General features: G+C 56.8%; 24 protein-coding genes and 1 pseudogene. 7 read left to right on the top strand and 18 right to left on the bottom strand.

Translation table 11 applies throughout. The annotated features are described in order from the left end of the window. Window positions 1-20: 20 nt before the first annotated feature. The 14 genes from NL64_RS30830 to NL64_RS27500 all read right to left on the bottom strand — a co-directional run bounded on the left by NL64_RS30830 (window position 21) and on the right by NL64_RS27500 (window position 12,963). Window positions 21-398 (bottom strand): cobalamin-dependent protein, encoded by a 378-nt coding sequence (locus NL64_RS30830; protein WP_253277125.1) that lies wholly within the window; start codon window positions 396-398, stop codon window positions 21-23. Further along, entirely contained in the window at window positions 395-2,122 is a 1,728-nt protein-coding gene (locus NL64_RS27440) for a methylmalonyl-CoA mutase family protein (RefSeq protein WP_253277126.1), read from the bottom strand. Before NL64_RS27440 ends, NL64_RS30830 begins: the two co-directional genes overlap by 4 nt. Then, window positions 2,119-2,967: a Pnap_2097 family protein gene (locus tag NL64_RS27445; protein ID WP_034151201.1), complete on the bottom strand. Its 849-nt coding sequence runs from the start codon at window positions 2,965-2,967 to the stop codon at window positions 2,119-2,121. Before NL64_RS27445 ends, NL64_RS27440 begins: the two co-directional genes overlap by 4 nt. Window positions 2,968-3,023: 56 nt before the next feature. Next, window positions 3,024-4,247, bottom strand: a complete 1,224-nt coding sequence (locus NL64_RS27450; RefSeq protein ID WP_052321324.1) for an MSMEG_0569 family flavin-dependent oxidoreductase — start codon at window positions 4,245-4,247, stop codon at window positions 3,024-3,026. Between the two features lie 26 nt (window positions 4,248-4,273). Beyond that, entirely contained in the window at window positions 4,274-4,600 is a 327-nt protein-coding gene (locus tag NL64_RS27455; RefSeq protein WP_034151203.1) for an MSMEG_0570 family nitrogen starvation response protein, read from the bottom strand. Between the two features lies 1 nt (window position 4,601). Next, window positions 4,602-5,597, bottom strand: a complete 996-nt coding sequence (locus NL64_RS27460; protein WP_034151204.1) for a sll0787 family AIR synthase-like protein — start codon at window positions 5,595-5,597, stop codon at window positions 4,602-4,604. Beyond that, window positions 5,587-6,150, bottom strand: a complete 564-nt coding sequence (locus tag NL64_RS27465) for an MSMEG_0567/Sll0786 family nitrogen starvation N-acetyltransferase (RefSeq protein WP_034151205.1) — start codon at window positions 6,148-6,150, stop codon at window positions 5,587-5,589. Before NL64_RS27465 ends, NL64_RS27460 begins: the two co-directional genes overlap by 11 nt. Before the next feature lie 13 nt (window positions 6,151-6,163). Next, a complete protein-coding gene (locus NL64_RS27470) occupies window positions 6,164-7,243 on the bottom strand; it encodes an MSMEG_0568 family radical SAM protein (RefSeq protein WP_034151206.1) in 1,080 nt (359 codons plus the stop codon). Window positions 7,244-7,247: 4 nt separating this feature from the next. Next, window positions 7,248-8,192, bottom strand: a complete 945-nt coding sequence (locus tag NL64_RS27475; RefSeq protein ID WP_034151207.1) for a Nit6803 family nitrilase — start codon at window positions 8,190-8,192, stop codon at window positions 7,248-7,250. Between the two features lie 84 nt (window positions 8,193-8,276). After that, window positions 8,277-8,759, bottom strand: a complete 483-nt coding sequence (locus NL64_RS27480) for an MSMEG_0572/Sll0783 family nitrogen starvation response protein (protein WP_034151208.1) — start codon at window positions 8,757-8,759, stop codon at window positions 8,277-8,279. 583 nt (window positions 8,760-9,342) lie between these two features. Beyond that, complete coding sequence (locus NL64_RS27485; RefSeq protein WP_253277128.1) at window positions 9,343-9,717, bottom strand: CoA transferase; 375 nt, start codon at window positions 9,715-9,717, stop codon at window positions 9,343-9,345. A 66-nt stretch (window positions 9,718-9,783) separates the two neighbouring features. Beyond that, complete coding sequence (locus tag NL64_RS27490) at window positions 9,784-10,218, bottom strand: CBS domain-containing protein (protein ID WP_034151209.1); 435 nt, start codon at window positions 10,216-10,218, stop codon at window positions 9,784-9,786. A gap of 399 nt (window positions 10,219-10,617) precedes the next feature. Beyond that, entirely contained in the window at window positions 10,618-11,820 is a 1,203-nt protein-coding gene (locus NL64_RS27495) for an NAD(P)/FAD-dependent oxidoreductase (protein ID WP_034151210.1), read from the bottom strand. A 132-nt stretch (window positions 11,821-11,952) separates the two neighbouring features. Further along, entirely contained in the window at window positions 11,953-12,963 is a 1,011-nt protein-coding gene (locus tag NL64_RS27500; protein WP_034151211.1) for a GlxA family transcriptional regulator, read from the bottom strand. Window positions 12,964-13,885: 922 nt separating this feature from the next. On the opposite strand from NL64_RS27500, the gene NL64_RS27505 reads away from it, so the two are divergent. Next, a complete protein-coding gene (locus tag NL64_RS27505; protein ID WP_216594591.1) occupies window positions 13,886-14,716 on the top strand; it encodes an alpha/beta fold hydrolase in 831 nt (276 codons plus the stop codon). Between the two features lie 178 nt (window positions 14,717-14,894). Further along, window positions 14,895-16,346 (top strand): annotated as a pseudogene (locus NL64_RS27510) (catalase). A 23-nt stretch (window positions 16,347-16,369) separates the two neighbouring features. Here NL64_RS27510 and NL64_RS27515 read toward each other — a convergent pair. From NL64_RS27515 to NL64_RS27520, 3 genes are all read right to left on the bottom strand, one after another. Continuing rightward, window positions 16,370-17,020: a response regulator transcription factor gene (locus NL64_RS27515; RefSeq protein WP_034151213.1), complete on the bottom strand. Its 651-nt coding sequence runs from the start codon at window positions 17,018-17,020 to the stop codon at window positions 16,370-16,372. Window positions 17,021-17,129: 109 nt separating this feature from the next. Then, on the bottom strand, window positions 17,130-17,738 hold the full coding sequence (locus tag NL64_RS29935) for a lecithin retinol acyltransferase family protein (RefSeq protein WP_080758159.1): 609 nt from the start codon (window positions 17,736-17,738) through the stop codon (window positions 17,130-17,132). Between the two features lie 405 nt (window positions 17,739-18,143). After that, window positions 18,144-19,067, bottom strand: coding sequence for a LysR family transcriptional regulator (locus NL64_RS27520; protein ID WP_034151230.1), 924 nt, complete (start codon window positions 19,065-19,067; stop codon window positions 18,144-18,146). Window positions 19,068-19,460: 393 nt separating this feature from the next. Between NL64_RS27520 and NL64_RS27525 the strand changes: the two genes are divergently transcribed. After that, complete coding sequence (locus tag NL64_RS27525; RefSeq protein WP_034151214.1) at window positions 19,461-19,853, top strand: response regulator transcription factor; 393 nt, start codon at window positions 19,461-19,463, stop codon at window positions 19,851-19,853. 248 nt (window positions 19,854-20,101) lie between these two features. Beyond that, on the top strand, window positions 20,102-21,304 hold the full coding sequence (locus tag NL64_RS27530; RefSeq protein WP_034151215.1) for an NAD(P)/FAD-dependent oxidoreductase: 1,203 nt from the start codon (window positions 20,102-20,104) through the stop codon (window positions 21,302-21,304). Between the two features lie 462 nt (window positions 21,305-21,766). On the opposite strand, the gene NL64_RS27535 is transcribed toward NL64_RS27530, so the two are convergent. After that, window positions 21,767-22,177: a cupin domain-containing protein gene (locus NL64_RS27535; RefSeq protein WP_034151216.1), complete on the bottom strand. Its 411-nt coding sequence runs from the start codon at window positions 22,175-22,177 to the stop codon at window positions 21,767-21,769. 548 nt (window positions 22,178-22,725) lie between these two features. Here NL64_RS27535 and NL64_RS27540 point away from each other — a divergent pair. From NL64_RS27540 to wrbA, 3 genes are all read left to right on the top strand, one after another. After that, window positions 22,726-23,409 (top strand): nitroreductase, encoded by a 684-nt coding sequence (locus NL64_RS27540; protein ID WP_034151217.1) that lies wholly within the window; start codon window positions 22,726-22,728, stop codon window positions 23,407-23,409. An 80-nt stretch (window positions 23,410-23,489) separates the two neighbouring features. Continuing rightward, the gene (locus NL64_RS27545; RefSeq protein WP_034151218.1) at window positions 23,490-24,440 is read left to right on the top strand and encodes a ring-cleaving dioxygenase; all 951 of its coding nucleotides are present in this window, start codon (window positions 23,490-23,492) and stop codon (window positions 24,438-24,440) included. Window positions 24,441-24,521: 81 nt separating this feature from the next. Further along, on the top strand, window positions 24,522-25,151 hold the full coding sequence (wrbA, locus tag NL64_RS27550; RefSeq protein ID WP_034151219.1) for an NAD(P)H:quinone oxidoreductase: 630 nt from the start codon (window positions 24,522-24,524) through the stop codon (window positions 25,149-25,151). Window positions 25,152-25,182: the final 31 nt, after the last annotated feature.

Here is a 25,182-nt window from a genome sequence, read left to right on the forward strand (position 1 = left end):
ACTCGATCAATCAGTGATACTTAGGTCTTGGCAAAGGCCTGGGTGGCCGGATTAACGACAGGAAACGAGTGTTGCTCGACAAGGCTCATCAACTGTTGGGCAATTACGACCAGATCCTCCCCGGGACCGAAGACAGCACTGACACCCTGCGCGGTGAGCGAGGCGATGTCCGATTGCGCAATGATCCCGCCCAACACGACGGGGACGTCGATGCGCTGGCGATGCAGATGGTCGAGCAGGTCGCAGAGTATTTCGTTGTGCGCACCTGCTAGGCTGGAAAACCCGATCAAGTCGACCGGCCCGGCGCCGTCCATGGAGGCCAGCAACTCAGCTGGACTCTGAAACAGTGGCAGCATCGTGACCCTGAATCCTGCCTCGACGAGTACGGAGGCGATCAAGCGGAATCCGCGGTCATGGCCATCCTGGCCGAGTTTTCCGAGCAGTACCTGTGGCGGCCGGCCATGCTGTGTCGAAAAGTGTGAAGTACGTTCACAAAGCGCTGACCAACCAGGCGATCCGGCGCGAGGGAACCATAGCCGTCGGGCAGAAAAGCAGGTGCCTGACGGTGACGAGGCCAGGCTTTTTCAAGTGCCTTCGTGCACTCGCCTACGGTCGCTCTGGCGCTGATCGCGGCGATGCTCAGTTCCAGCAGATTGCCCTGACCGCTCCGCGCGCTATGGGTGAGTGCCTGAAGGTGCGCCTGCACCTTTGCCTCGTCTCGCCTGATACGCAATTGCTTGAGTCGGTGAATTTGACGCTGACGGACCAAGAAGCTTTCCACCGAATGTGTCGTATGGAGGGCCTGGGATGTCGCGCGCGCAGTCTTTTCTCCGACCCGTCGCAGCTCACCGCTATCGAGCCGCGCCTGTGTCTGGACTGCCTGGGCATGGATCATCATGCTGATGGAGCCGTTGTTGATCGCCGCGACCACGCCGCCTTCGCCGTCTATCCGTGCAATGCACGCGCGCACCTCACGGCACACCGTCGCGGTCAAGGACTCCATCATGTAAGAGCCGGCCCAAGGATCGATGACATTGCACAGACCGGTTTCTGCTTGCAGGATTTGTTGGGTATTGCTTGCCAGCCGTGCCGAACTTTCGCTGGGCAGCGCGAGGGCTTCATCCCAGGCATTGGTATGCAGTGACTGGGTACCACCAAATACCGCGGCCATGGCCTGTGCAGTCGTGCGCACGACATTGTTCATCGGCTCCTGTGCGCACAACGTCCAGCCGGAGGTTTGGCAATGCATGCGCATGGCCCTGGCGCTCGGGTTGTCAGACCCCAGTTGTTCGCTGATCTCGTTCCATAAAACCCGCGCAGCCCGCAACTTTGCCACCTCCGTAAAGAAGTCGTTGCCGACGCCAAAGAAAAAGCTCATTCGCGAGCAAAAGGCGTTGACATCCAGACCTCGAAGTCGCGCCTGCTCGACATAGGTACGTGCGTTGAGGAGGGTCAGTGCCAATTCGAGTATCGGATCGGCGCCGGCTTCCTGGAAGTGATAACCGGACACCGAAATCGGGTTGAAGCGTGGCATGTGCCGGGCGAGGTATTCGATGACATCGGTGCAGATACGCAGTGAGGGTTCGGGGGTAAAGATGTACGTGTTGCGAACCATGAACTCTTTGAGAATGTCGTTCTGGATGGTCCCGCTCAGTTGCTCCATGGCGATACCACGCTCCTGGGCGGCCACGATAAAGGCTGCCAGAACCGGCAATACTGCGGTCATCGACACGGAGACCCGGTCCAGTGCGATGCCGTCGAACAACTCGAGCATGTCCTCGACGCTATCGATGGCCACGCCAGCTTTTCCGACGTCGGCGGCGCAGTGAGAGTCGTTGGAGTCGTAGCCACGATGGGTCGGCAGATCGAATGCAACAGACAGTCCCTGGGCGCCCTCGGCGAGGCTTTGGCGCAAACGCTGATTGGGCAACTTGGCGTCGGCAAAACCGCTGTATTGGCGGATCGTCCAGGGTTTGTGGGTGTACATGTTGGTGTAGGGGCCGCGCAGATAAGGTGGCTTTCCCGGATCGCTGTCCAGATGCTCGATGCCGGTCAGGTCGCCGTGGCGGTAAAGCGCTTTGAGTTGCAAGCCTTGGGGGCGGTACAAAGGAGAATGAGTCATGGTCTTGTGCACTCCCGAGGCCAGGTTTTCTCGGTAAAGACATCGGCGAGTTTGTAGCCGTCGGACTGGCGAAAAATCTCACACCAATGCCGCGAGTGTTGGCCAGCTTCAGCGGTACGCAGTTGAACGTGAACGCTGTCACCTATGTTGAGATTCCCGTGGAAATGGATTTCCCGTTGCCGTACCAATCCCGGGCGGCGCAGCCCCAAGACACTCCACTCGGCGCGCTCGACCAGCGCCTGGAAGTTGGCAAAATAAAGAAATTCGGCGCCATTGAAGTCGACGTCGGGGCAAGGGGTGAATGAGAAGACCGGCATTGTTGACGACGCGGTACGGCTGATCTCGAAGTGCTTGAGCCAGTCGGTTTTACGCAGTTGCTTGCCGAACGCATGTAAGGCCTGCAGGGAGGTGGGGAGGGTGGTCTCGATCGGCTGGGCGCCCTTGAGGCAGGCTTTGGCGACGCTACGATTATCCCCCGGCGTGTGACGGCTGACAAAGGTCGACATCAGGCTGATATCTGCGACACAGCGCTGGCTGAGCATCAGCCGTTGTTCGCTGTAATGTCGGGTTTGGCCGGCCCGGCCGAGTTTTGTTTCTATCCTGAACGAGCGATTTTCGGTGATTGCTTGCAACTGCAGCCCCTGGCTTTTGACCAGGGTGAAGGCGGCATAGGCGATGCGCCCCTGTGGGTCGACAAAGTCCGGTAGAGGGCGGTCGTACAGTGCGGCGAGCGCCAGCCAATGCTGGTGACCGCATTCCTTGAGCAGCCAGTTTTCGGACAAGCCGGTGTAGGCCAGATTGGGCATGCCGGCGAGGTAAGTCTGTTCGAGGCTGACGTTATGCATGCTGAACCCCTGACGTCGGCCCGCGCAGGGCCGACGGATAAATGCCAGTCGAAAAATCAGCGGCCAGCGGCCAGATGCTCGACCACAAACTGCGCATCGCGCGCCACCCCGGAAAACCGCCCCGAGCCCCAGGTGTGTAGCCAGGGCAAACCGAGGAAATACAGCCCCTTCTGGGAAGTTACGCCGCGTTGATGACCTGGATAACTGCGGCCGTTGAACACGGGGACGTCGACCCAGGTGAAGTCCGGCTGGAAGCCAATGCACCAGATGATGCTGGTGATGCCGGAACCTGCCAGGTCGAGTTCGGTGATGTCCTGCCCGGGTTTCCACAGCGGTTCGTAGGCAGTGCCAGCAGGGGCCTCGATACCTTTTTCCGCAATGTACTTGTCGATGCTCGCGTTGATTCTGTTGTACACGGCGTCAGCGGCGTCGAGGTTGCTGCCAAGGTCCGGGGCGAACTTCAGGGTGGTGCCGTCCAGGCTGTCCAGGCGGCCGAACAGTTGCATGCCTTCGCTGGCGAAGCGACGCAGGTCGATGTCGCGCCCGCCGTCGCGGCCGGTGACGTAATGGTTGGTGTTGTCGCGCACACCCTCGCGCAGCGGGTGCACATCAACGCCAATGTCGTAGTAGCCCATCTGGGCCAGCCAGTCGACCACGTCCTTGCCCCGGTGAAAGCGCGCGCAGCGCGGCGCATCGCCCACCGCAAGGAACACTTTGCGGCCGGCCAGGTGCAGGTCCTCGGCGATCTGCGCGCCGGACTGTCCGGAGCCGACCACAAGGACCGCGCCCTCTGGCAGCGCATCGGGGTTGCGGTATTGTTCGGAGTGAATCTGCCGGATCTCGACCGGCAGGCGTTCGGCGAGACGCGGAATGATCGGGGTGTGGTAGCCGCCGCTGGCGACGATAACCTGGTCGGCGCTGAAGTCGCCTGCACTGGTGTTGAGCAGGTAACCGCCTTCTGCGCGAGGGCTCATGCGCAGCACGGTCACGCCTTCACGCACCGGGGCGTTGACCTTGGCGATGAAGCCGTCCAGGTAGCTGATGATCTGCTCCTTTTTCATGAACCCGTGCGGGTCGTCACCGGCATAGGGATAGCCGGGCAGGGCGCATTGCCAGTTTGGCGTCACCAGGCAGAAGGCGTCCCAGCGCTGGTTACGCCAGGTATGAGTCAGGGTGTGCTTTTCCAGCACCAGGTGGTCGATGTCTTGCTGTTGCAGGTAGTAACTGGCCGAAAGGCCGGCCTGGCCGCCGCCGATGACGATCGCTTTGTAGTGGGTCATGCTGTGGTCCTCTGAAAAGTCGTGATTCAAATTTCGGAAAATCCGGCGTAGTTCACCTGGCCGGCACCCTGGGTCTTGATTTCCAATACCTCGACCAGCGCCTCGGATGCGGTGAACTTGTTCGCGCTCAGGCGCAGGCTGCCGAGCGTGTCCATCGCTGCGCTGCAATAGAAACCCTTGACCTGCCTGACCCGTTCGGAGGCACTGTTGAGGCCGGTTTCGGCACGGCGCAGAAATTCAGCCATGGGGTAGCTTTTGCCCGCTTGCAGGTGTTCGAAGATGGTGGTGGACGGCGAGTAGGCGTTGCTCTCCTGGCCATCGGGCCAGCGCAAGCGGATGTTGACGGCGGGCATGTCAGTGCTCCTTGATCAGGTTGGGGTAGCTGAAGCCGGTAAAGGGCTGTTGCCGCAGGTTCCAGAATTGGTCGTGCTGGTCGGCCAGCTGTACGTCGAGGCAGGCGCTGTCGTTGATCGTGCCGATTGGCGCACAGTGCAAACCTTCGAAGGCGAAGGCCGCCTGCACGGTGGCCAGGTCTTCTGGCTTGAGGGTCAACAGGAAGCCGTAGCTGGGGAAGGCTTGCAGCCAGCGCTCCAGGGGTGCATCTCCAGGCCGGGGCAGGCCATCGAGATTGATGCGGGCCCCGCATCCGGTGGGCTCGAGCAGCATCAGCAAGGAACCGAGAATCCCGGCGTTGCTGATGTCCTTGGCAGCCACTAACAGGCCGGCCTCGGCCAGGCGTGGGATGACTTCGAGCTTTTCCCGCAAGCGTTCGCCGGGTACGCCTTCGAAGGCTTTCCAGTAGGGCGCCTGACCGTGCCATTGGCCGTTCAGATCCACGACCATGGCCAGGGTTTGGCCGGGTGCGACGTGAAAGCTCGAGAGCAGGCTGCGGGCCCAGCCGGTGATCGCCACGGCCAGTGCTGTCGGGTTGTCGGGGGTTAGGCTGGTGTGACCGCCTGCGAGGATCAGGCCATAGGCGCTGCAGGCGTCGCGGATGCCGGCGAGCACGCTGTCGGCTGCGTCGACATCGTGGTGCCAATAGGCATTGACCACTGCTGTGGCACGGCCGCCCATGGCGGTGATGTCGCTGACGTTGGCCATGACCGCCGACCAGCCGGCGAACCATGGGGCCTGGGCGACAAAGTTCGGCAGCATGCCCTCGATGGCGAGCAGTTGGTATTGATCGCCACAACGGATGGCTGCGGTGTCGTCACCGGGTAACGCGTAGCGTTCATCGTCGCTGCAAGCCCGCGTCGGGAGCGCTCGCGCCGGTTGCTGGATGGCTTGTTTGGAAAGCATCGCCGGCGTGTTTTTCAGGGCCGCCAACAGGGTGCGCAGATCAGTCCCCATGGCGACGGCTCCGGCGAGGCGTCAAGGTAACCTGACGCGGCATGAAGGGGTAGCAATCAAGGTCTGCCTGCATCAGCACGTGGGGCTGGCCAAGCAGTTCGATGGCCTCGAGAGTCTGCCAGTGCAAGCCATGGAAATACTGCTGGTTGGCGATCTGCACGGTGGCCAGGAAGGTCTGGCAGCCCAGGTCGATGGCCCGTGATACGGCTTCATTGACCAGGGCTTTGCCGATCATGCCGTGGCGGCGGTAGGCCCGCTCCACGCAGAGTCGACCACCGAACCAGACGCCGGAATCGGTCTGGTAGATCCGCACGGCGCCGATCACCTGTTCCGGCATGCCGCAGTGGTGGGCTATGGCGACAATGGGAATGGCCTGAAAGTCGCGTTCGTCCTTGTCTTTCTCCAGCAAGCGTTGCTCTTCACAGAACACCCCGCGGCGCAGTGCGTAGTAGCCGATGCGCTCCCAGGTTTCGCTGGCCGGCTTGACCAGCAAATCGTCGGCGAGGAAATCCCGGAAAGTGTCTTCACTCAAGGCAAAAGCGTGTTCGGCCATGGTCAGGCTCCTGTCACTCGTGATGTTTCAGGGCCGAGCAGGCGCCGCATTTGGCGCAGCCGGCGTTGATGTTGTTCGAATGCAGGCCATACCGGCGCAGGCTCGCACCTATACGCGGATAGAGCCGTTGCATGAAGGCGCTGTCGGGTTTTGGGTGTTGGGCCAGCGGGGTACCATCGATCGGTACGAAGGGAACAACGAAGGGATACACGCCCATGCGTGCAAGCCTTTCGCACATGTTGGCGATCGCCTCCTCGCTGTCGCCCAGCCCGGCGAGGATGTAAGTGCTGACCTGGCCATGGCCGAAGACCTTGACCGCGGCCTCGAAGGCGCTGAAGTAGCGTTGCAAAGGTACTTCGGCCTTGCCCGGCATGATCCGCTGGCGCACTTCGTCGGTGACTGCCTCCAGGTGCATGCCAAGCGAGACCACGCCGCTATCCTTGAGGCGCTGGAACCAGACATCCTCGTCCGGCGGCTCGCATTGTGCCTGGATCGGCAGGTCCACCGCGGCCGTCACGGCCGCCGCTGACTCGCAAAGGATTGCCGCTCCACGGTCGGGCGTTTGCGGCGTACCGGTGGTCATCACCATGTGCTTGACGCCGTCCAGTTCGACCGCCGCTTTTGCGACCGCCGCCAATTGTGCCGGGCGCTTGCGGGCAATAGTCTTGCCTGATGCCAGGGATTGGTCGATGGCGCAGAACTGGCACGAAGTGGCTGCTTCGTTCATGCGGATGCAGTGTTGCAGTATAGTTGTCGCCAACACATCCTTGCTGTGCAGCGTCGCGATCTTCCAGTACTGCGTGCCGTCTTCAGTGCTCAATCCGTAAAAATTCGGCACGCCCGGCAGTTGTACCTGGCCAACCTGCAAGCCTTCGCGAAAGATCAGCGCCTGACCGCCGCCAACGTCAGGTACGGCGGAGTAGGGCGAGTTCAGCGATGCGCGGTTGAGCATCGGCACCATGGCGGTGTGTGCGCCCAGACTCAACGCCTTGTGGTCCGACGGCCCCGCACCGCCCTTGCGGCTGAGCCCTTCAGCGCCTTGCCAGCGAACGCCATGGCATTGCAACTGGGCCAGCAGATCGCTGGCAATCATTTGGCTATTCATGCTCGCAAGCCTCGCACCGTTCATGCACATGCGCAGTAGCGCGGCGGTCGATTTGCAGGCTGAGCAATTCCGGGCGGCTGTAATGGCCGACTGAATCCATCATGCGTTTGCGCTTGTCGATCAAGGCGAAATCCAAGTCGGCAATGATCACCCCTTCGCCTTCGGTCAACTCTGCGAGCAGCTTGCCTTCCGGCGAGACGATTGCCGTGAAGCAACCACCGGAGATCGGTTCGATGGTACAACCGGTGTCGGCCATGATTTGTGCCTGTTGCCCGGCATCGAGCCACGCAGTGGCGTTGACCACAAAGCAGCCGCTTTCCAGGGCGTGGTGGCGGATGGTCACTTCAATCTGATCAGCGAAGATCTGCCCGACCAGAGAGCCGGGGAACATCGCGGCGTGAATCTGTTCTGCGTCGGCCATTAGCGCGTAGCGGGCCAGTGGGTTGTAATGCTCCCAGCACGCCAGTGCGCCGATGCGGCCGACGGCGCTGTCGGTGGCGCGCAGGCCGGAACCATCGCCCTGGCCCCATACCATGCGCTCGTGATAGGTGGGGGTTATCTTGCGCCGGTGCAGGATGAGCGTTCCGTCGGCGTCGAACAGCAACTGAGCGTTGTAGATCGTGCCGCCATCGCGCTCGTTGACGCCAATACAGGCGACCAAGTTGGCTTCGCAGCAGGCTTCGCCGATCTGGCGGGTTACGTCCGAGGGCACGGTGACCGACTCTTCGAGCAGCTTTAGGTGTTGCCTGGCCATCGCAAAGGGTGGCTGCACGAAAGAGAAATAGGGGTAGTACGGCACCACAGTTTCCGGAAAGACAGCAAACTGCACGCCTTCGCGGCCCAGCTCCAGCAGCTGGCGGCAGAGTTTGTCGACGGTTGCCTGACGCGAGTAGAGCACGGGGCTGAACTGCACAGCGGCGGCGCGAATAACGGGCATGGATTAGTTCCTTGAGGCGGTGGCGGGAGGCTAAAGGTCTTTGCAGGCCCGCCCGTTTCCTGCGTGGGGCGGGCGGGCCGCGACTCAGGCAGTCCAGGTATCGATGATCATCGCGCCCTCGCGACGCATCAGCAGACGCAGATCCATGACATCCAGGGGGTTGATTGGACGAATGCCTTCGATCAGGGCTTTTTCGGTCTGGCCATACAAGGCCTGCAAGGCGAAACGGCAGGCATAGACCTCACCGCCTTCCGCCATGAATGCCTTGATCTGGTTATTGACGGCCAGGTGGCCGGGGAAGGCTTCGGCGCCCAGGGTGGGGAACCCGCGTTGCACGCCAAGTTGCACGCCTGGCCCGTAGAGCAGGATCTTGGTTTCAAAACCCTTACGCAGCAGTCGCTTGGCTTGCAGCATGTTGACTAGGCCAATGGAGCCTTCGAAGGCGATCGTGTGGAAGGTCAGCAGGGCCTTGTCACCCTCAGCGGCCTTGACGTCCTCGAAGACCTTTTCTTCGTAGTTCACCAAAAAGTCGCCGTCTTGGTAGTGGGCAATATCCACATTGGGCATGTTGTCGTCTCCAGTAGTGCTTGCTGTTATCGATGGCCGGGATCGGCCGATCAGTTACAGGGACTGGAGCGAGAAGCGTGCCATTTGAATTCTGCTGCTTGAGATAATCTTCAAGCTATTGATATACAACGAATAAAATATTTTTTTCGAGTTTTTAGATCCCTCCCAGTTCATGACCGGATCACGAACTTGCGTATAAATACGGAGTTTCGTAGTGGTTTAATACGGGATGTCGTAGTCACGCGCGAACCGGGTTCCTCGCTTGGACCGCGTGGAAACTATCGGGCAGGAGTTGTGTCCGCATGAGTGGGACAACCTATGTGGCGAAGGCAGCTTCGCAGGGGTGACTGTTGGGTAAGGAAGGGGGCAAAGCTGGCGGGGAACAAGCCGGCGACATCTACAGCGAGCTTGAATAAAGGCGTGTTTTGCAGAAAAGCACAAACCCGGGCGCGTCGCGATGAAAGAGCCCGGGTTTAGCCATTGGCCTTCAAAGGGGTCGCTAAAGTGCAATGCCTTCTATGCCTGTAGCGCGGCGATCTGTGCTTCGGAAAACGCAAAGTCGAGCAGCACCGAGCGAGAATGTTCACCGTTTTTTCGGGGCTGGCGTATAGGGTGTTTGCGCAGCCTGCACGCTTTTGATGGGGACCCCCGGGACCCGCACGACACCCTGCACAGGATGCTTGTGCTCAACCAACATGCCATTGCTTGCGATCTGCGAATGCTTCATCAGATCACTGTAGTCGGCCACCTTCGAGCAGAGAGCGTCCGCTTCATGCAATACGTGCAGCCAGTGAGCCGTTGGCTTGCTGATGAACACATCGGTCAGCGCTGCGCACAACTCGGCGCGGTGGATGACCCGTTGCGCGGAGCTGACGAAGCGCGGGTCGGCGATCCCTTCTTCGTGGCCCAGCACCTTGCACAATGTGGCCCAGCGGTTGCCGTTGTAGGCCGCTACCATCAGCCACGTCCAAAAAGAAGGGGAGGATAGGCGATCCTGCTTGGTAACCAAGCTGGTACGCGATGATCAATGCCCGCGTATGTACTGTTCCAATTGCTCGATCAATTGATCCTGTTCTGCAATCATTGCTTTGACGATATCGCCAATGGATAACAGTCCAATCAGCTGATTTTCGTCCACGACTGGCAAGTGTCGAAGATAACGGTCGGTGAATAGCGACATGCATTCGCGGATTGTTTGATTCGGTGCGACCGTTAGCACTGGTGAGTTCATGATGCTAGCGACTTGGATTTCAGTTGAAGGGAGCCCATGGCGATGGACCTTGCGCACATAATCACGCTCGCTGACGATACCAACCAATCGCCCGTTCTCGACCACAGGCAAGGCGCCGATGTTACGCAAAGCCATCATGCTCAATGCATCATCGACGGTAGCATGAGGCGCAATCGTATAGATATTTTGCTTCTGCTTGGAGGTGAGTAACTGCGCTACGGTTTTCATCGAAATCTCTATTTACGTTTTGTTGGCTGGACGCAAACGTCCAATTTGAGTTGGTATATTTTTAGTTTTCACGGGGAAGAAACCCCACGCGGAATCTGAGGATTTGTCCTGGAGTGAACAATTGCATCGTCGCCAAACGATGCAAGTTCAAAGATAACTCCCCTCGATTGACTCCACCTTATGGCACCTAATACCCTCAATCAGCTTTCAATAACGCCACCATTCGTGCGCTGAAATCTGCACTGGTGAGCCGGTCTGGATAAAACAGGCCAAAGGCTGGGGCAGCCAGGACGCCGTTCGAGACGACATCCTTCGTGCTGGAAAAGATGCAAAGCTGAATCCTGCAATTCACCCGATCCCCCGTCTGCCAAGGTTAGCGAGATTATAGGTGGGCGAATCTCATACCACCGGTATCAGTGGATCGGCCGCAGCCAAGGCTGTGGCACGATCGGCGGCCGGTGGGTAGATCCACTGCGTGTTGATCTGGGTCTTGAGTTCTTTTGCTTCCTGTTTAATCAATTTTGGTTTGTGGTCCCAACCTTCGGTGAACACTGCCCCCCACGCGCCGAGATCCACACAGGTCACGTACTTGGGTTGACGGTAGGTGGTCGGGGTTACACCCAACAGATCGGCGACGGCATTGTTTCCAGCATGTCGGCCAAGGGCGATCGCATGCTGACAGGACATCGCCGAGAAGTTTCCGAGATCGTCGGTGGCGGCATACGCAACGTCGCCAGCGGCGAATATATCTGCCTGGCCTAAAACCTTCAGGTTGTGGTCAACATGGAGCCGCCCTTGGGCGTTGCGCGCACCTGTCAGTTTCTCGGTCAGGGGGCTGGCGCGAAAACCCACGGTCCAGATCACAGTCCTGGCCTCGATCCGCTGGCCATTGGCGAGGGTTACGCCTTGCGCATCGACCGAGGAAACGGAAGCGTTCAGAATCCACTCGATGCCCAGATGCTCTGATGCCTCAGCAATCACAGGACGGATGCCATCGCCCATGGCAGCCGCAATCTGAGGAGCCCTATCCACGACTATCACCCGCACATCAGTGTTGTCGCCTAGTGCGGCGCGCAGGCGCGCGGGCATCTCGGTTGCGGTTTCGATACCCGTGAAGCCGCCACCGGCAACAACGACTGTGTTCCGCGCGACGCTATAGGGTTGGTCCTTGAGGGTATTGAGGTGCTTCTCCAGGTAGACTGCCTCTTCGATCTGATCAACATCAAAGGCGTACTCGTGAATACCTCCTGCATTAGGACGAACGAGTTGGCTGCCTGATGCCAGCACCAGTCGGTCGTAGCGCAATATGCCCGGGTTACCAAACTCGCTAAAGTAACCGACGGTTTTTTCCTGCTCATCGATGCTATTGGCCGAACCCTTGATGAAACGCACACCCACCGACTCGAACAACTCATCCAGTGGGGCGAACATCTTGTGGGCATCGGCCTCATAAAAGCGCGGGCGAATCCGCAGTTCGGCCTGGGGAGCGAGTACAGTAATTTGCACATCTTGACGATCATGTATGTCTAACTGCCGAGCAGCGCTCAATGCGCTCCAGACTCCGCCGAATCCTGCGCCAATAACCAAAATATGCTTTTTCATGAGCTTGCTCTGACAGGAATACCAATAGGACGCTCATCCTAAAAGCAGCGCTGCCTATCACATAGGCCATAAAACCCCGAGTTTCTGCCAGCTCCGAAGGTCTAGGTGTACCCGTACCGGATCGATAACTGGTCAGTCAGCACGCGTGAAACGGCTGCGATAGTCCCGGGGAGAAATTGACAGATTGCGCTGGAAGGTGCTGCGCATCCTGTCTTCGTCGCCAAAGCCACACAGGTATGCGATCTGGTCAATGTTGCGCGGGGAGTTCTCCAGCATCCGTCTTGCGGCCTCCAGACGAAACAGTTCGATGGACTTGGCCGGAGTACGGCCAGTCCTGAGCTTGTAGACCCGGGCGAAGTTGCGCTGGCTCATTCGCGCTTGCTCTGCCAGACGCTCGACGGTGAGTGTTTCGTCGCCCAGGTTCTGTTCAAGCCACAGGTGTAGGTGCTCGAATACTGCACCGTCTTTGGACTGAGATTGCAGCAATTGGCTGTACTGTGCCTGGCCGCCGGGGCGCTTGAGGTATACCACCATTTCCCTGGCCACTTGCATGGCCACTTCGTGACCGCAGTCAGCCTCCACAAGCGCCAGGGCCAGATCGATACCGGCGCTCACCCCGGCCGAGGTCCAGACCGAACCCTGCTGGATAAAAATTGCGTCGGCATCGACGTCGATTGAAGGGAAGCGTTGCATGAGCGTGTCGCACATTGCCCAGTGAGTGGCTGCGCGCAGGCCTTCGAGCAATCCGGCCTTGGCCAGCAGGAAAGCACCGCTGCACACCGAGGCAGTACGTTTAGCCTGGTGCGAAGTGGTGCGCAGCCAATTTACAAGGTCTTCATAGTCGTCCAGGGTTTGGGAAATATCAGGGGCGCCAGGCACGATATATGTGTCGATCGTTAATTCGGTCAACTGATCCAGCCGTGAGGTTTCCACGGTCAGGCCTTCGGCAGTCTTGATCAGGCCGCCTTCCAGGCTCGCGGTATGTAACTGGTAGCCAGGCAAGCCGCGCTCAAGCATCGCTTTGGACGCGGTCCAGAACACCGTCTGGGCACCGGTCAAATCAAGCAGGCCGACTTTTTGATAGGCGACGAAGACCAGGTGCCGAGGTCGCTCCAAGGGAAGGGGGGCAGGGGCGTGGATCATTTCCCTTTTCGGTCGTGTGCTTGTCGTTTGCTCTTGTCGGGGACCAGTCATTGCTATTTGTACCATTCCTGTTCAAGCGGAGTGCCGGAATAAGCTCTGCACGCAGGCTTGTCAAGGGAATGGGTATAGACGGTAGGGGTGTAGTTACCTATGTCCGGTGCAATCGAAAAATGGCTGAAAATCAGGGTCATATGTCATGGCGGGCCCTTTCAGGGCGTCATAGTCTTGTTCGCGATACGAAAACTCTGAATGCTGAGTTTTGAACCGCTACACGTCTCAATCTTACTAAAACTCACGTCGAATTATAGGGCGTTCAATTGCTGTCTGGCGCCTTGATATACAACTTGAGATATGAGTAAGCGAGGCTTGTGCATGAACGATCCTAGCAAATGGGCTTTCGTTGAAGTCCTGTGATTTACACCCTGTCGTTTATACCCATAGGAAAGACCACTGGAAAGTAACGGTGCCTCGTTCGCTATTCGTAGTCGCGAACTGGTATGTTGTTTACGTTCATCAATGAAGCTGGCGTAGTTATTGATAGGCGAACACTAATGGCGAAAACGGGGAAAAAATATTTAGAGTATGTGCGCTTCACCAATCTACAAAGACGAATAGTATGAGTGCTTCATTGCTCATATCATGGATTGAACTACTCACTCAATTTATATTTGTCAGGTAACAAGGCGCATATACTATTACATAAAAAATAACCAATAGTGTTTGCTCATATTTAACGGCTGTATTCCGAACTATCAGGAGCATGTACATGGCTGACAATTCTTCACTTTCAGTTGACGAGTCTTTGCGTCGAAAACTATTGCTGGGCGGCTTGGCTATTGCGGCCGTAGCGGCCCTGCCGACCTCTGCGTCAGCGCAGACTCCCGCCAAAACCGCTTTAGCCAACATTAAAGGAAAGCGGATCATGGGAACGATCGTTACCGAAGAGGGTGTTGAGCTTTATTACAAGGATTGGGGCCCGAAGGATGGCCCGGTCGTCACCTTGAGCCACGGCTGGCCGTTGAATGCCGATAGCTGGGACTACCAAGCCTACTTTTTGGCTTCTCACGGTTTCCGCGTGATTGCCCATGACCGTCGCGGCCACGGTCGCTCGAGCCAGCCATGGGACGGAAATGACATGGAACACTACGCCGACGATCTGGCCGCGGTCATCAACACGCTGAACCTGCGCGACGTGAACGCTTTCGGATTTTCCACCGGCGGTGGTGAAGTGGCGCGCTATATCGGTCGCCACGGCACTTCACGCGTCGCGAAAATCGGCCTGATCTCGGCCGTTCCGCCTCTGATGCTCAAGACCCCTGCCAACCCGGGCGGTTTGCCTATCGAGGTGTTCGATGGCATTCGCGCCGGCATGCTGGCCGATCGTTCGCAAACCTTCAAAGACATTCCAAGCGGTCCATTCTACGGCTTCAACCGTCCAGGCGCCAAGGTTTCCCAGGGCATGATTGACTCCTGGTGGCGGCAGGGGATGACCGGCGGCTTCAAAAACACCTTCGATTCGGTGAAAGCGTTCTCCGAAACCGACTTCACCCAGGACCTGAAAAAATTCGACAAGCCGACCCTGATCATTCATGGCGATGACGATCAGATTGTACCAATCGACGCGGCGGGCCGCGCTTCGAAGAAACTGGTACCGCACGCGCTTTTGAAAGTGTATTCGGGTGCGCCGCACGGTCTGACCGAAACCCATAAAGACCAGTGCAACCACGATTTGCTGGCCTTCTTGCGCAGCTGATTCGGCGCATCACCGTTCTTATTGCTTCCCGCCTCAGCTACGGCGACGCCGGGTTCGTCCTGCCGTAGGCGGATGAATACGAGAGGTACGATGTATCGAAAGATCATATCGATTTAAACCCTCTCGTCGTCACCCCCGTAGCTTTTTTTAAGAGCCCGCTCTATCTAGAACCAAAGCCATGTCAAAAAACAGACTGACAACGGTCAACGGCCCCCCGTCGTTAACAACTTCATCATCCAGACCGCCGGCCCCCGTGAGCCCGCCTTGCTACAAGATGTCCGGCTGCAGAAAAAGCTCGCCCACTTCGATCGCGAAGTGATTCCGGAACGTCGTATTCAAGCCAAAGGTGCTGGCGCTCTCGATACCTTTATCGTGACCGAAGACATCACCCGCTATACAAAAGCCAATCTGTTTTGCGCCGTAGGAAAACAAACTTCGATGTTCATCCGTTTTTCGACGGTGGCCGGAGAGCGGGGGGCAGCCGATGCCCAGAGGGACATTCGCGGCTTTGCCATGAAGTTCTATACCGAACAAGGCAGAATACCCCGGAGTTTTTCTTCAGCGCCCCATTGCGCTTCCTCGACCCAAATCACGCGGTGAAAACGCGATCCGTACACGGGAATGCGTAACGCACAAAGCAACTGGGACTTCTGGTCTTCGCTGCCTGCAGCAGGTCACCATCGTCATGAGCCAACGGGGGATCCCGCGCAGTTATCGGTCCAGCACGGCTTTGGCACTCATCAATTCCAACAATGAGCGGCACTGGGTAAAGTTCACCTTCAAGACGCAGCAAGGCATTGCGAACCTCAGCGATGAAGAACTCGAACACCTGATCGACGAGGATCGGGAAAGCCACCACCGCGATTTGTTCGACAACATTGAGGCAGTGGATTTTCCAAGCTGGACGCTGTACATCCAAGTCATGACCGGGGCCCAGGCCAAGTCTCATCCGGTCAACCCGCTCAACTTGACTAAGGTCTGGGTCCATGGTGACTACCCACTGATCGAGGTCGGTTTCATCGAACTCAATCACAACCCGCAAAACGTCTTTTCTGAAGTCGAGCATGCAGCGTTTGCCCCCTCCAGTATCGCGCCGAGCATCAGCTTTTCTCCGGAGCGGATGTTGCAGGCGCACTTGTTTTCCTATAGTGATGCGGCGCGCTATCGACTGGGCTTCAATCATTACCAGATTCCGGTCAACACGGCCGGTGCCCAGTACACAGCTTCCATCGTGATGGCGCAATGCGCGTTCACGGTAACCATGGTGGCTCGCTGTCTTATGTGTCCAACAGCCAGGGTGAATGGGCGGACCAACCGGATTGGCGTGGCCCGCCGCTGGAGTTGCCCGGTGCCGCCGATCATTGGGATCATCGACCCTACGATGACCATGACTGCGAAGGAGAAATAAGCGTTATTTGGCAACACCGCGCGTTCACTCCGCTCGGTATCCCAGAATGTCTAACAACGTCATATCATCAATTGCTCCAAGGCCGATCCCGAATATGGTCCGGTTGTAGCAAGATCAATCGGGAAATATATGGACTCCGCGCTGATACCTAGTGTTGCATTGGTACATTCGGGACCACGCCCAATCCCCGATACTAGAGCGTCGGACGTTCGGGCTTTTTAAACCAATCAGGCCTACCGTTCTGATCAACTATTATGTCCAATCCCTAATGACTGAGCCATTCGAACCAGGTCTGCAAAGGACTTTGCGTACATTTTTTTCATTGCATGTGCGCGGTGAATTTTCACGGTGATCTCGCTCAGGTTCATCTGTCCGGCAATCTGTTTGTTCATCAGACCTTTGGCTGCAAGTGCCATAACCTCTTTTTCACGAACTGTCAGCGATTGGTAGTTCGTATGCAGGTCTGAAAGTTGTTGCTCGATTTCCCGGCGTCTGACATCGGCCTGAAGTGCGGCTGACACCGCGTCCAATAGATCTTGTTCACGAAACGGCTTTGCCAAAAAATCCACGGCACCAGCTTTCATCGCCTTAACGGACATTTCAATGTCCCCATGGCCGGTGATGAAAATAATCGGAATGTTTGCGTTTGATTCAACCAACTGACGTTGGAAGTCCAGACCGCTATTACCTTGAAGTCGTACATCAAGTACTAAACAGCTGGCGCCATTTGTCTTCGGTTGCTGAAGAAATTCCGCAGTGGACGCGAACGTCTCAACTCTTATCCCGGCCGAGCGCAAAAGACTACTTAATGCGTCGCGTATCGAGGCATCGTCATCCACCACGAACACAATAAAATTTTTACTGCCCGGCTCATTGGATGGAAGATTGCCTTTCATACACGATTCTCTTTGAGAAATCCGGAGAGAAAAAAGTATAGCACAGCGCCTTGGTGCGTGTTGAGAAGCTCGTTGTACGACTGTAACCGCTTGGGAGGCTTGATGGAAATCATGCAGTAAGGAATGGTTCTAAAGTTGAAATAAAAGATAAAAGAAAAAGTGGGCAATGCAGGTATGCTTTGACTTGAGCGCTGTAACTTTTTCCACTGGTGCACCAACTACAAAAATGCTCGCAGTTGTTGGATAGAATTTTGTATTGGCTCTCGCCGACTCTTGAGCGCGCACGATTAGCGATTTCATCGTTGGAATACTCGCATTTTTCTTGAAGCATCCAGACTGTCTTGCCATCTGCGAAGATTTCAAGGTCAATTACTTCGATAGGGCCGGATTTGAGTGCACTGCTGAATCCAGAGTAGTGAACAACGTCTCCGCCGCCAACATGTATTCCATGATGCATATAAAACTTACGTGGGCTAATCAGGTGTGCGCCTATAGGTAAGTTGTCTGCTGCCTGTTCGATATTCACCAATATCAATGGAGAACTAAATAAACATTTTTGCGATTTTCTGCTGTTGCGGAGCGCAACGGGCAGGGGGCTTTCAAATATTATAGCATTCAAGTGCTTGAATATGCTCGCTATTGTTAGCGTTAAGCAGGCAGCCATTGTTGAGCGCAGAGATGAAAGGCCGCTTGCTATCCTGGTTCTTATATTGCTCACGATAAAATCCTCCACAACCTTTAATGTGAAATATATCGCATGGGTTGTGAGATTACATTTGTACGTACGATTACTTTAATAGACCCATTAATATGCTCCTTCTAAACCTAAGTATTAAGCGGAGTGCCGACTTGTAGGCGACAGGCATACCGGGCTGGTACTGATGAACGGTGGCTTTACGTACGGGGAGAGGCCGTCGCGTGAATCCCTGGGGATCCGTGAATAGGCTGCCTCATGAATACGGTCGTGAATAGAACTGAAGGCGCCGTCCCGTCGCTCGATCAACGCCTAGCGAGTCGTCGCCCACAGTACCGTGCGCATCTGCGAGCCGGTCAAAATCTGGTAAAGCGTGACGCCGAAGATATAGAGATCGCTGCGCGAATCGATCTGAAGCCGCCCCCTTCTTCAGGCCGCGGACTGTTCCTGTTGTTCGCCGAGAAAACGACAGAAACACGAACGTAACCAGCTTTCACGTGGGTCGTTGTGCATCGCGCCGCGCCAGGCCATGGACAGGTCCGGCGTCGGCAGATCCAACGGTGCAAGCTCGGCACGCATTCCCTCCAGTCGCACCATGGCTTGGGCAACGTAGTCCGGTACGATGGCAACCATGTCGCTGTCGGTCAGCAAAGCAGGCAAGGCGCTGAACTGCGGTACCGCCAGCACCACCTTGCGCTGCCGCCCGATCAGACCTAGGGCATGGTCGGCATCGTCGATGACATTTCCCATTGAAGACACCACAACATGAGGCCGTTTGCAGAAGTCATCCAGTGTCAAGGGGCCGGGGATCGAATCGGCGCGCAGTAGCATTGGTTGCATCGGTCGCAGGCTCTTGCAATGGGCACTGGCCGGCAACTCCTGCGCAAGGCTGATACCCACGGAAATTTCCCCAGAGGTAAGCAGATGGGCCAATTGCCGTTGGTCCACCCTGCGTACCACCAAGGTGATGTTTGGTGCTTCGTCACGCAAGTGCTTCATCAAGCGTGGAAGCAGCCCGTACTCGACGTCATCAGAGAGTCCGACATGGAACGTCCCTTCACTAGTGCACGGATCGAAAGTCCGGGTACAGCTCAGGGCGACGGCTATGCCATCCAGCGCCGGCGCGAGCCGTGCATGGATTTCGTCTGCGCGGGCAGTCGGCTCCATAGTCCGGCCAGTACGAATAAACAGCGGATCATTGAACATCGAACGCAGCCTTCCGAGTGCGCAGCTGATCGTGGTCTGTCCCAGGAACAACCTCTCCCCGGCCCGGGTAACGTTGCGTTCGCGCATCATGGTTTCGAAGACAACCAGCAGATTCATATCGGCGTGACGCAGGTCATTTCTGTTCATCATGTTCGCCGCCCAGGCGCGAGGCCCGTAGAGTGAGTGGATATCGAACAACCGCTCGTTTCGCATCCAGTGTCGTCGGAGTCCAACGATGCAGCTCCAGCTTATGCGAGCCAGGTGCGAGACGTCACTTGTACGTGGGTTCAGCCTGAGTATCCCTTGGTTTCGCGCCCTTGTACGTGGGTATGCCCTATCAAAAAACACGAGTCGTCTGGCACATGACTTCGACGGCACCTGAGATCGGAGGGTGATGGCCCTTTAACTCAGGTAATTTCATCGGATTGCTGCGTCCGACATCAATACTTTGATCTTGGCGAGCTATACATAGGTATACTTCTCTACGCTATAAGACCGCGTATGTTGTAATAAAAACAGGCGCAAACACGAACGACCCAAATGATCCCAGACACTCAAATACGCAATGCGACGATTATTGCAGTTGTCGATGATGACGACTCCATTCGGACAGCCTTGGAAAGCTTGTTGCGGTCCAGCGGTTATGAAGTTCGAACGTATTGCAGCGCACTGGAGTTTCTCAACGGGAACAACCCCGCTGAAATACAATGCCTGATTTCCGATATCCAGATGCCGGGAATGAGCGGTGTAGAGATGCATGAGCAGCTCGTTGCGAAGGACTTCCACATCCCCACTATATTCATCACCGCTTATCTAGGAATGGCCCCACGCCTTGGCGCCGATACTCCGACTTTGGTTACCTGCCTACAAAAACCCTGTGATGCTAACAGGCTGCTGAGCTACATCGAAACCGCCCTAGGCCAACGGCACTGATGAGCGCACTCTGGAATTTCTCGCTGCACTCGGCATGCACCTTCGTATATATGCCTACCACTGACGTATGGTTTCGCTGAACCGAAGTAGCAGTGCGCTTGGACGAATCCATCAATAACATGAACTCACAGCCGACGACTCGCTGTAACGAGTAAAGGTCCCTTCATTTTGTTGGTGCCGGGTTATCGTCCCATGAAGCTTGAAAAATAAATTCAAGATTGCTGTCCACTTCTTCTGAGGAACACATCATGAAGCAACAAATTCTTGTGATTGGCGCGGGTTTCGGTGGTGTATGGAGTGCATTGAGCGCCGCCCGCCTGCTGGACATGTACAGTCGTATTGACGTGGAAATCACCCTGCTGGCGCCCCAAGCGGAATTGCGCATACGCCCCCGTTTCTACGAAACCGATGTGCACAAAATGTTCGCCCCCCTGGGCGGGTTGTTCGAATCGGTGGGCGTGCGCTTTGTCAAAGGTGCAGCCGTGCGCATCGATGAACAGGCAAGGACCGTTGCCTACCGCGATGAGACTGGCCGTCAAGGCGCCCTGAGCTACGACCGCCTGGTAATTGCAGCCGGCAGCCAGTTGGCCCGACCTAAGGTACTGGGCCTTGAGACCCACGCCTTCGATGTCGACCAGATCGAGACGGCTGTGCGCTTAGAAAGTCACCTGAAATCCCTCAAGCATCGGCCCGAGAGCGTTGCCCGCAATACCGTAGTGGTCGTAGGCGGCGGCTTTACCGGTATCGAGACCGGCACCGAAATGCCGGCACGCCTGCGTGCCGTGCTCGGTACCGACCAGGATATCCGCGTGATCATCATCGACCGTGGACCTGAGATCGGCGCGTCTATGGGAGATGGGATTAGTCCGTCGATCATCGCGGCCTCCGAACACCTGGGTATCGAATGGGTGCTCAACACCAGTGTGACAGCGGTGGATGCCTATGGCGTGACCCTCGCCGACGGTCGCCAAATCGAAAGTCAAACAGTAATTTGGACCGTCGGTTTTCGCGCCAGCCCGCTGACCGAACAGGTGTCCAGTGTGCGCGATGTCCTAGGTCGCTTGCACGTCGATGAGAATCTGAAGGTATTAGGCCAGGAACATGTCTACGCTGCTGGGGACGTCGCCTATGCCGCCACCGACGACCTCGGCAACTTCGCAGCCATGTCCTGCCAGCATGCGATCTCTCTAGGCCGTCACGCCGGCAATAATGTCGCTGCGGACCTGCTAGGTGTTGCGCCCACCCCCTATCGTCAGCCCAAGTATGCGACCTGCCTCGATCTGGGTACTTGGGGTGCGGTGTTTACAGAAGGCTGGGATCGCCAGCTCAAGTTGGTCAAGGAATCGGCCAAGGAACTCAAGACGCAGATCAACACGCAGTGGATCTACCCGCCAGCAGCTGATCGGGCCACCGCCCTGGCAGCAGCTGACCCGATGATTCCCGTGGCTTGAAAATCCAACCTGAACGTAGCGTCCGTGACAGCATGACGGGCTCCCGCCGAGCGACGCTACAACTTCTTTTGAGAGCTATCTATGTTCGCTTTCTTAGAATCACCGCGACGCGTCCTGAAACTGGCCGGCCACTTGGTTATATGCGCAATGGCGATGCTGGTAATCGGATCTCTGCTGACCTACAGCCTTAGTGTCTACGTCTCGATAACCTGCCTGGTATTTGGCCCACCTGCTGATCGTTTCGGGGCGAAAATCAATGAAAGTCGGCGGAATGATACGACTGCAAACGCAATACAGCCTCAAAATGCACAAGAGAACTGCACCAAACCAAACGCTCTGCACCGGATGCGCACAGCCCCTCAAGTTCCACTCGGTGGCCCACCAGCACTACATGCCGGCGAGCCTTTCTTCAACTAACAGGGCGTCGTCGGCTTTCGGTCTAATGTCTTTGGGTAATTCCAGTCACTTGACTGGGATGAAAGCGGGCTTATTTGCATCCTTCAGAAGGAAGACCACAAACTTTGCGGGCTTGTCCTGGCTGGCATTGCGTCCAACCGTGTGCACGTCTTCTGGTCCTTCATGGAAGCTTTGCCCAGGTGTCAGCGTGACTTCCTTACCGCCAGCCACTGCCATGACGATGGAGCCTTCGAGTACGTAGATAAAGCCATGGGCATCATGACGATGAACCGGATCGGCACCGCCGGGCGGATACTCCACCGTGAGCATTAGCGCTTCCTTTCCGGGGTACTCGGGAAGTGGTTGGACCATTACTTTATTGACGGTCGGGACGGGCGCGGATACTGCCTTGTCCTGAGCCATGACTAGCCCAGTGCACACAAAGGCCAGCAGGGCGAAAAGATGATGGATTTGCATTTGGATATCCTCTTTTGAAATGCCTGGAAGACGGCTGATGTCGCCGACAGGGAGGTAGAGGCGGGTAGGTGGCTATCTGAAGCGCGGTCGCCAACTGTCGGCCCACCGATTAGCGCGCAGAGTCACAACGCTTGAGCCATGCCTCGAAGTGGGTCACACCGAGTCCTCGATCAGCTTCTCCTAGGCCATCTTGGCCCGGAAGTAACCATTGGCGAGCATCCACTCGTGCCCACCCGTGGGGCATGTTGGGTTTTGCCGCAACGCCAGTAATTCAAATTGAGGATCTAGTTGGAACCCGAAGTTTGATTCAGTCAAGGGAATTGAGCTGTAGAAGCCATATCACGGAATTCGCCGATCAAAGAGGAAATAGCGGGATTCATCGTTCGACAATTCGGAACCCAACGTACAAACCCAGCGCCTTCTCAGCATACATGAAGGCTCATATGCTTTAGCTACGTCTAGGGAAGTCAACAGAAACGGGAAGATATTGGACGCAAATAAAACCGAAATAACTTAGACACCAATCTAATAATAAGGAGACGAGAACGATGCCAACCAGCCCGTTCATTGATGATCTGATACGCGAACGCCGTACCAAGCGTGGTTTTCTGGATCAACCAGTGTCGATGGAAATGGTGAAGGACATCCTTTCAGCGGCAAAGTATGCGCCCAGTTCGAGTAACAGCCAGCCGTGGCGCTGTTATGTGATAACCGGTGAGGCGCGCGAGCGTATTACCACGGCCGCAGTGGAGGCGTACCGCGCAGCGCCCGATGGCCTAGCACCGGAATATTCCTTCTTTCCTCAGCCGCTACATGAGCCCTATGCGACCCGTTTCAATTCCTTTCGCGGTCAACTGGGCGACGCTCAAGGCTGCTGCCGAAGCGACGTATCCGGGCGGCGTAGAGACGTCGAGCGCCAGTTCCGTTTTTTCGACGCACCGGTGGGTATCATTTTCACGATGGATCGCCGTCTGGAATGGGCCAGTTTCATTTGCTATGGCTGCTTTCTCCAGAACGTCATGCTGGCAGCCAAGGGCCGTGGTCTCGATACCTGCCCTCAACAAATCTGGTCCCTGCAGCACCCAGTGCTGCGCACTGAACTCAACCTTCCCGACGATCAAATGATTGTAGCGGGCATGTCTCTGGGCTGGGCCGACAACAGCCTGGCAGAGAACCAGATGAGTATGACCAAGGTGCAGATGGAAGAGTTCACCACCTTCGTCCACGAATAGCTTCAGCAATTCCCAGGCAATCGCCAGCCGCGCTGACAGCCGTGGCGGCCTTGCTCGACCAAACAAAACTGGAGAGCTACATGACAACCATAAAAGGCTTTCACCATCTGACTGTCGGCGTCGCCGGCGCGCAAGAGGATGTTGACTTCTACGTGAAGCTGCTGGGCCAGAGCCTAATCAAGAAGACGGTCCTGCTTGATGGTGACGAACCCATCTACCATTTGTATTACGGTAACTCCCAAGGGGATGTGGGTACGCTTGTGACGTCTTTCCCATTCAAGCAAAGGGGCGTGAAAGCTCGCCCGGGTTCTGGTCAGATCAGGGTCATCAACTATTCCGTTCCCAAACATTCCCTGGACTTCTGGCGAGCCCGTTTCGCCGCAAAAGGCGTCCCGTTTGATCAGGAAGTGGTGTCGCGTTTCGGCGAAACGCGCCAGCGCTTTCAGCATCCGTGCGGCATCGAGTTCGATCTGGTAGCCACTGATCAGGACACCCGTCCACCGTGCATCTCCAGTGACATTCCAGAAGAGTTCGCCATCCGTGGTGTGCACAGCATCACGCTGTCGCTGCGCGAAGTGGCTGAATCAATCATCTTTATGAAGGACGCTCTTGGATTCCGCCATGCAGCTGAAGATGGCCCTTATCACCGTTTTGAAACAGCCAGTGGTGCACCGGGAACCATCGTCGAGTTCCAGCATGAACCCGATCGCTTGCAAGGCTCGTCAATCTACGGGGAAGGCACAATCCATCACGTCGCTTTTGCCGTGGATAACGTCGAGCAGCAAATGGCGTTGAAAGAAAAGTTGATGGCGATGGGGCATATCGATACCTCCGAATCAGTGCATCGGAATTACTTCCGTTCCATGTATTTCAAAATGCCGGGTGGGGTGATGTTCGAGGCGGCCACCACCGACATCGGCTTTGCCATCGACGAACCGCAAGACCAGCTTGGTTCAGAGTTCCAGCTCCCAGCGTGGCTCAGCGAGCGCAAGGACGAATTGCTCGCCCGGCTGGAGCCGATTTCTGTCTAGACCTCGGCAACGCAACTGCCAACACGCCCGCGACGCCGGCTTAGCGTCGCGGTTCACACCCCGTAAAACAAAGGTTCCATCATGTCAAAACCCAAAGTTCTGATTGTTTTTTACTCTCGTGCAGGTTCCACGGAAATTCTCGCCAACGCGATTGCCCAAGGCGCGATCGCGCAAGACGCCGAAGTTCGGCTGCGCCGGGCTCGGGAACTGGTCAGCCACGAAGTCATGCTGCAAGCACCCGGCTGGCTCGATAGTGCAGAGGCCATGAATGAGAAGTACGAAAGGCCGACCGAAGCTGACGCTGAATGGGCCGACGCCATCATCTTCGGTACACCAACGCGGTTTGGTTCCATCGCCTCGGAGCTGAAAGCGTATATCGATAGCCTCGGCGGCTTGTGGTTTGCAGGCAAGCTCAATGGGAAAGTGGGCTCAGTGTTTGGCGCGACATCCTCAAAACATGGCGGCAACGAATCGACCCTCCTGTCGATCTATGGCCCGATGGCCCATCTCGGCCTCATCATCGTGCCGCTCGGGTACGCTGACCCGGCGATGTTCAAGGCCGGTACGCCGTATGGCGCAACCCATGTGTCGGATCACGATACCGTGATGCCGGATTCTGACCATCTTGCAGTCGCGCAATACCAGGGCCGCCGAGTCGCCTCTGTCGCTAGGTCATTGCGGTGCCCACAACGAATCACTGAAGCGGCCTGAGTCGAACAGCCAAGCTCATCCCTCTATTAAG

This window comes from Pseudomonas fluorescens (genome assembly GCF_000802965.1).
In the GTDB taxonomy this organism is placed as follows: domain Bacteria; phylum Pseudomonadota; class Gammaproteobacteria; order Pseudomonadales; family Pseudomonadaceae; genus Aquipseudomonas; species Aquipseudomonas fluorescens_A.

Excerpts from the sequence above, each read along its gene's own strand:
- wrbA (WP_034151219.1), top strand. The coding sequence starts at position 24,522 with ATGTCAAAACCCAAAGTTCTGATTGTTTTTTACTCTCGTGCAGGTTCC.
- NL64_RS27520 (WP_034151230.1), bottom strand. The coding sequence starts at position 19,067 with ATGAACAGAAATGACCTGCGTCACGCCGATATGAATCTGCTGGTTGTC.
- NL64_RS27470 (WP_034151206.1), bottom strand. The coding sequence starts at position 7,243 with ATGATTGCCAGCGATCTGCTGGCCCAGTTGCAATGCCATGGCGTTCGC.
- NL64_RS27485 (WP_253277128.1), bottom strand. The coding sequence starts at position 9,717 with ATGGTAGCGGCCTACAACGGCAACCGCTGGGCCACATTGTGCAAGGTG.
- NL64_RS27500 (WP_034151211.1), bottom strand. The coding sequence starts at position 12,963 with ATGATCCACGCCCCTGCCCCCCTTCCCTTGGAGCGACCTCGGCACCTG.
- NL64_RS27455 (WP_034151203.1), bottom strand. The coding sequence starts at position 4,600 with ATGCCCGCCGTCAACATCCGCTTGCGCTGGCCCGATGGCCAGGAGAGC.
- NL64_RS27530 (WP_034151215.1), top strand. The coding sequence starts at position 20,102 with ATGAAGCAACAAATTCTTGTGATTGGCGCGGGTTTCGGTGGTGTATGG.
- NL64_RS27545 (WP_034151218.1), top strand. The coding sequence starts at position 23,490 with ATGACAACCATAAAAGGCTTTCACCATCTGACTGTCGGCGTCGCCGGC.
- NL64_RS27480 (WP_034151208.1), bottom strand. The coding sequence starts at position 8,759 with ATGCCCAATGTGGATATTGCCCACTACCAAGACGGCGACTTTTTGGTG.
- NL64_RS27475 (WP_034151207.1), bottom strand. The coding sequence starts at position 8,192 with ATGCCCGTTATTCGCGCCGCCGCTGTGCAGTTCAGCCCCGTGCTCTAC.
- NL64_RS27445 (WP_034151201.1), bottom strand. The coding sequence starts at position 2,967 with ATGCATAACGTCAGCCTCGAACAGACTTACCTCGCCGGCATGCCCAAT.
- NL64_RS27465 (WP_034151205.1), bottom strand. The coding sequence starts at position 6,150 with ATGGCCGAACACGCTTTTGCCTTGAGTGAAGACACTTTCCGGGATTTC.
- NL64_RS27460 (WP_034151204.1), bottom strand. The coding sequence starts at position 5,597 with ATGGGGACTGATCTGCGCACCCTGTTGGCGGCCCTGAAAAACACGCCG.
- NL64_RS27535 (WP_034151216.1), bottom strand. The coding sequence starts at position 22,177 with ATGCAAATCCATCATCTTTTCGCCCTGCTGGCCTTTGTGTGCACTGGG.
- NL64_RS27515 (WP_034151213.1), bottom strand. The coding sequence starts at position 17,020 with ATGAAAGGCAATCTTCCATCCAATGAGCCGGGCAGTAAAAATTTTATT.
- NL64_RS27525 (WP_034151214.1), top strand. The coding sequence starts at position 19,461 with ATGATCCCAGACACTCAAATACGCAATGCGACGATTATTGCAGTTGTC.
- NL64_RS27540 (WP_034151217.1), top strand. The coding sequence starts at position 22,726 with ATGCCAACCAGCCCGTTCATTGATGATCTGATACGCGAACGCCGTACC.
- NL64_RS27490 (WP_034151209.1), bottom strand. The coding sequence starts at position 10,218 with ATGAAAACCGTAGCGCAGTTACTCACCTCCAAGCAGAAGCAAAATATC.
- NL64_RS27495 (WP_034151210.1), bottom strand. The coding sequence starts at position 11,820 with ATGAAAAAGCATATTTTGGTTATTGGCGCAGGATTCGGCGGAGTCTGG.
- NL64_RS27450 (WP_052321324.1), bottom strand. The coding sequence starts at position 4,247 with ATGACCCACTACAAAGCGATCGTCATCGGCGGCGGCCAGGCCGGCCTT.
- NL64_RS27440 (WP_253277126.1), bottom strand. The coding sequence starts at position 2,122 with ATGACTCATTCTCCTTTGTACCGCCCCCAAGGCTTGCAACTCAAAGCG.
- NL64_RS27505 (WP_216594591.1), top strand. The coding sequence starts at position 13,886 with ATGGGAACGATCGTTACCGAAGAGGGTGTTGAGCTTTATTACAAGGAT.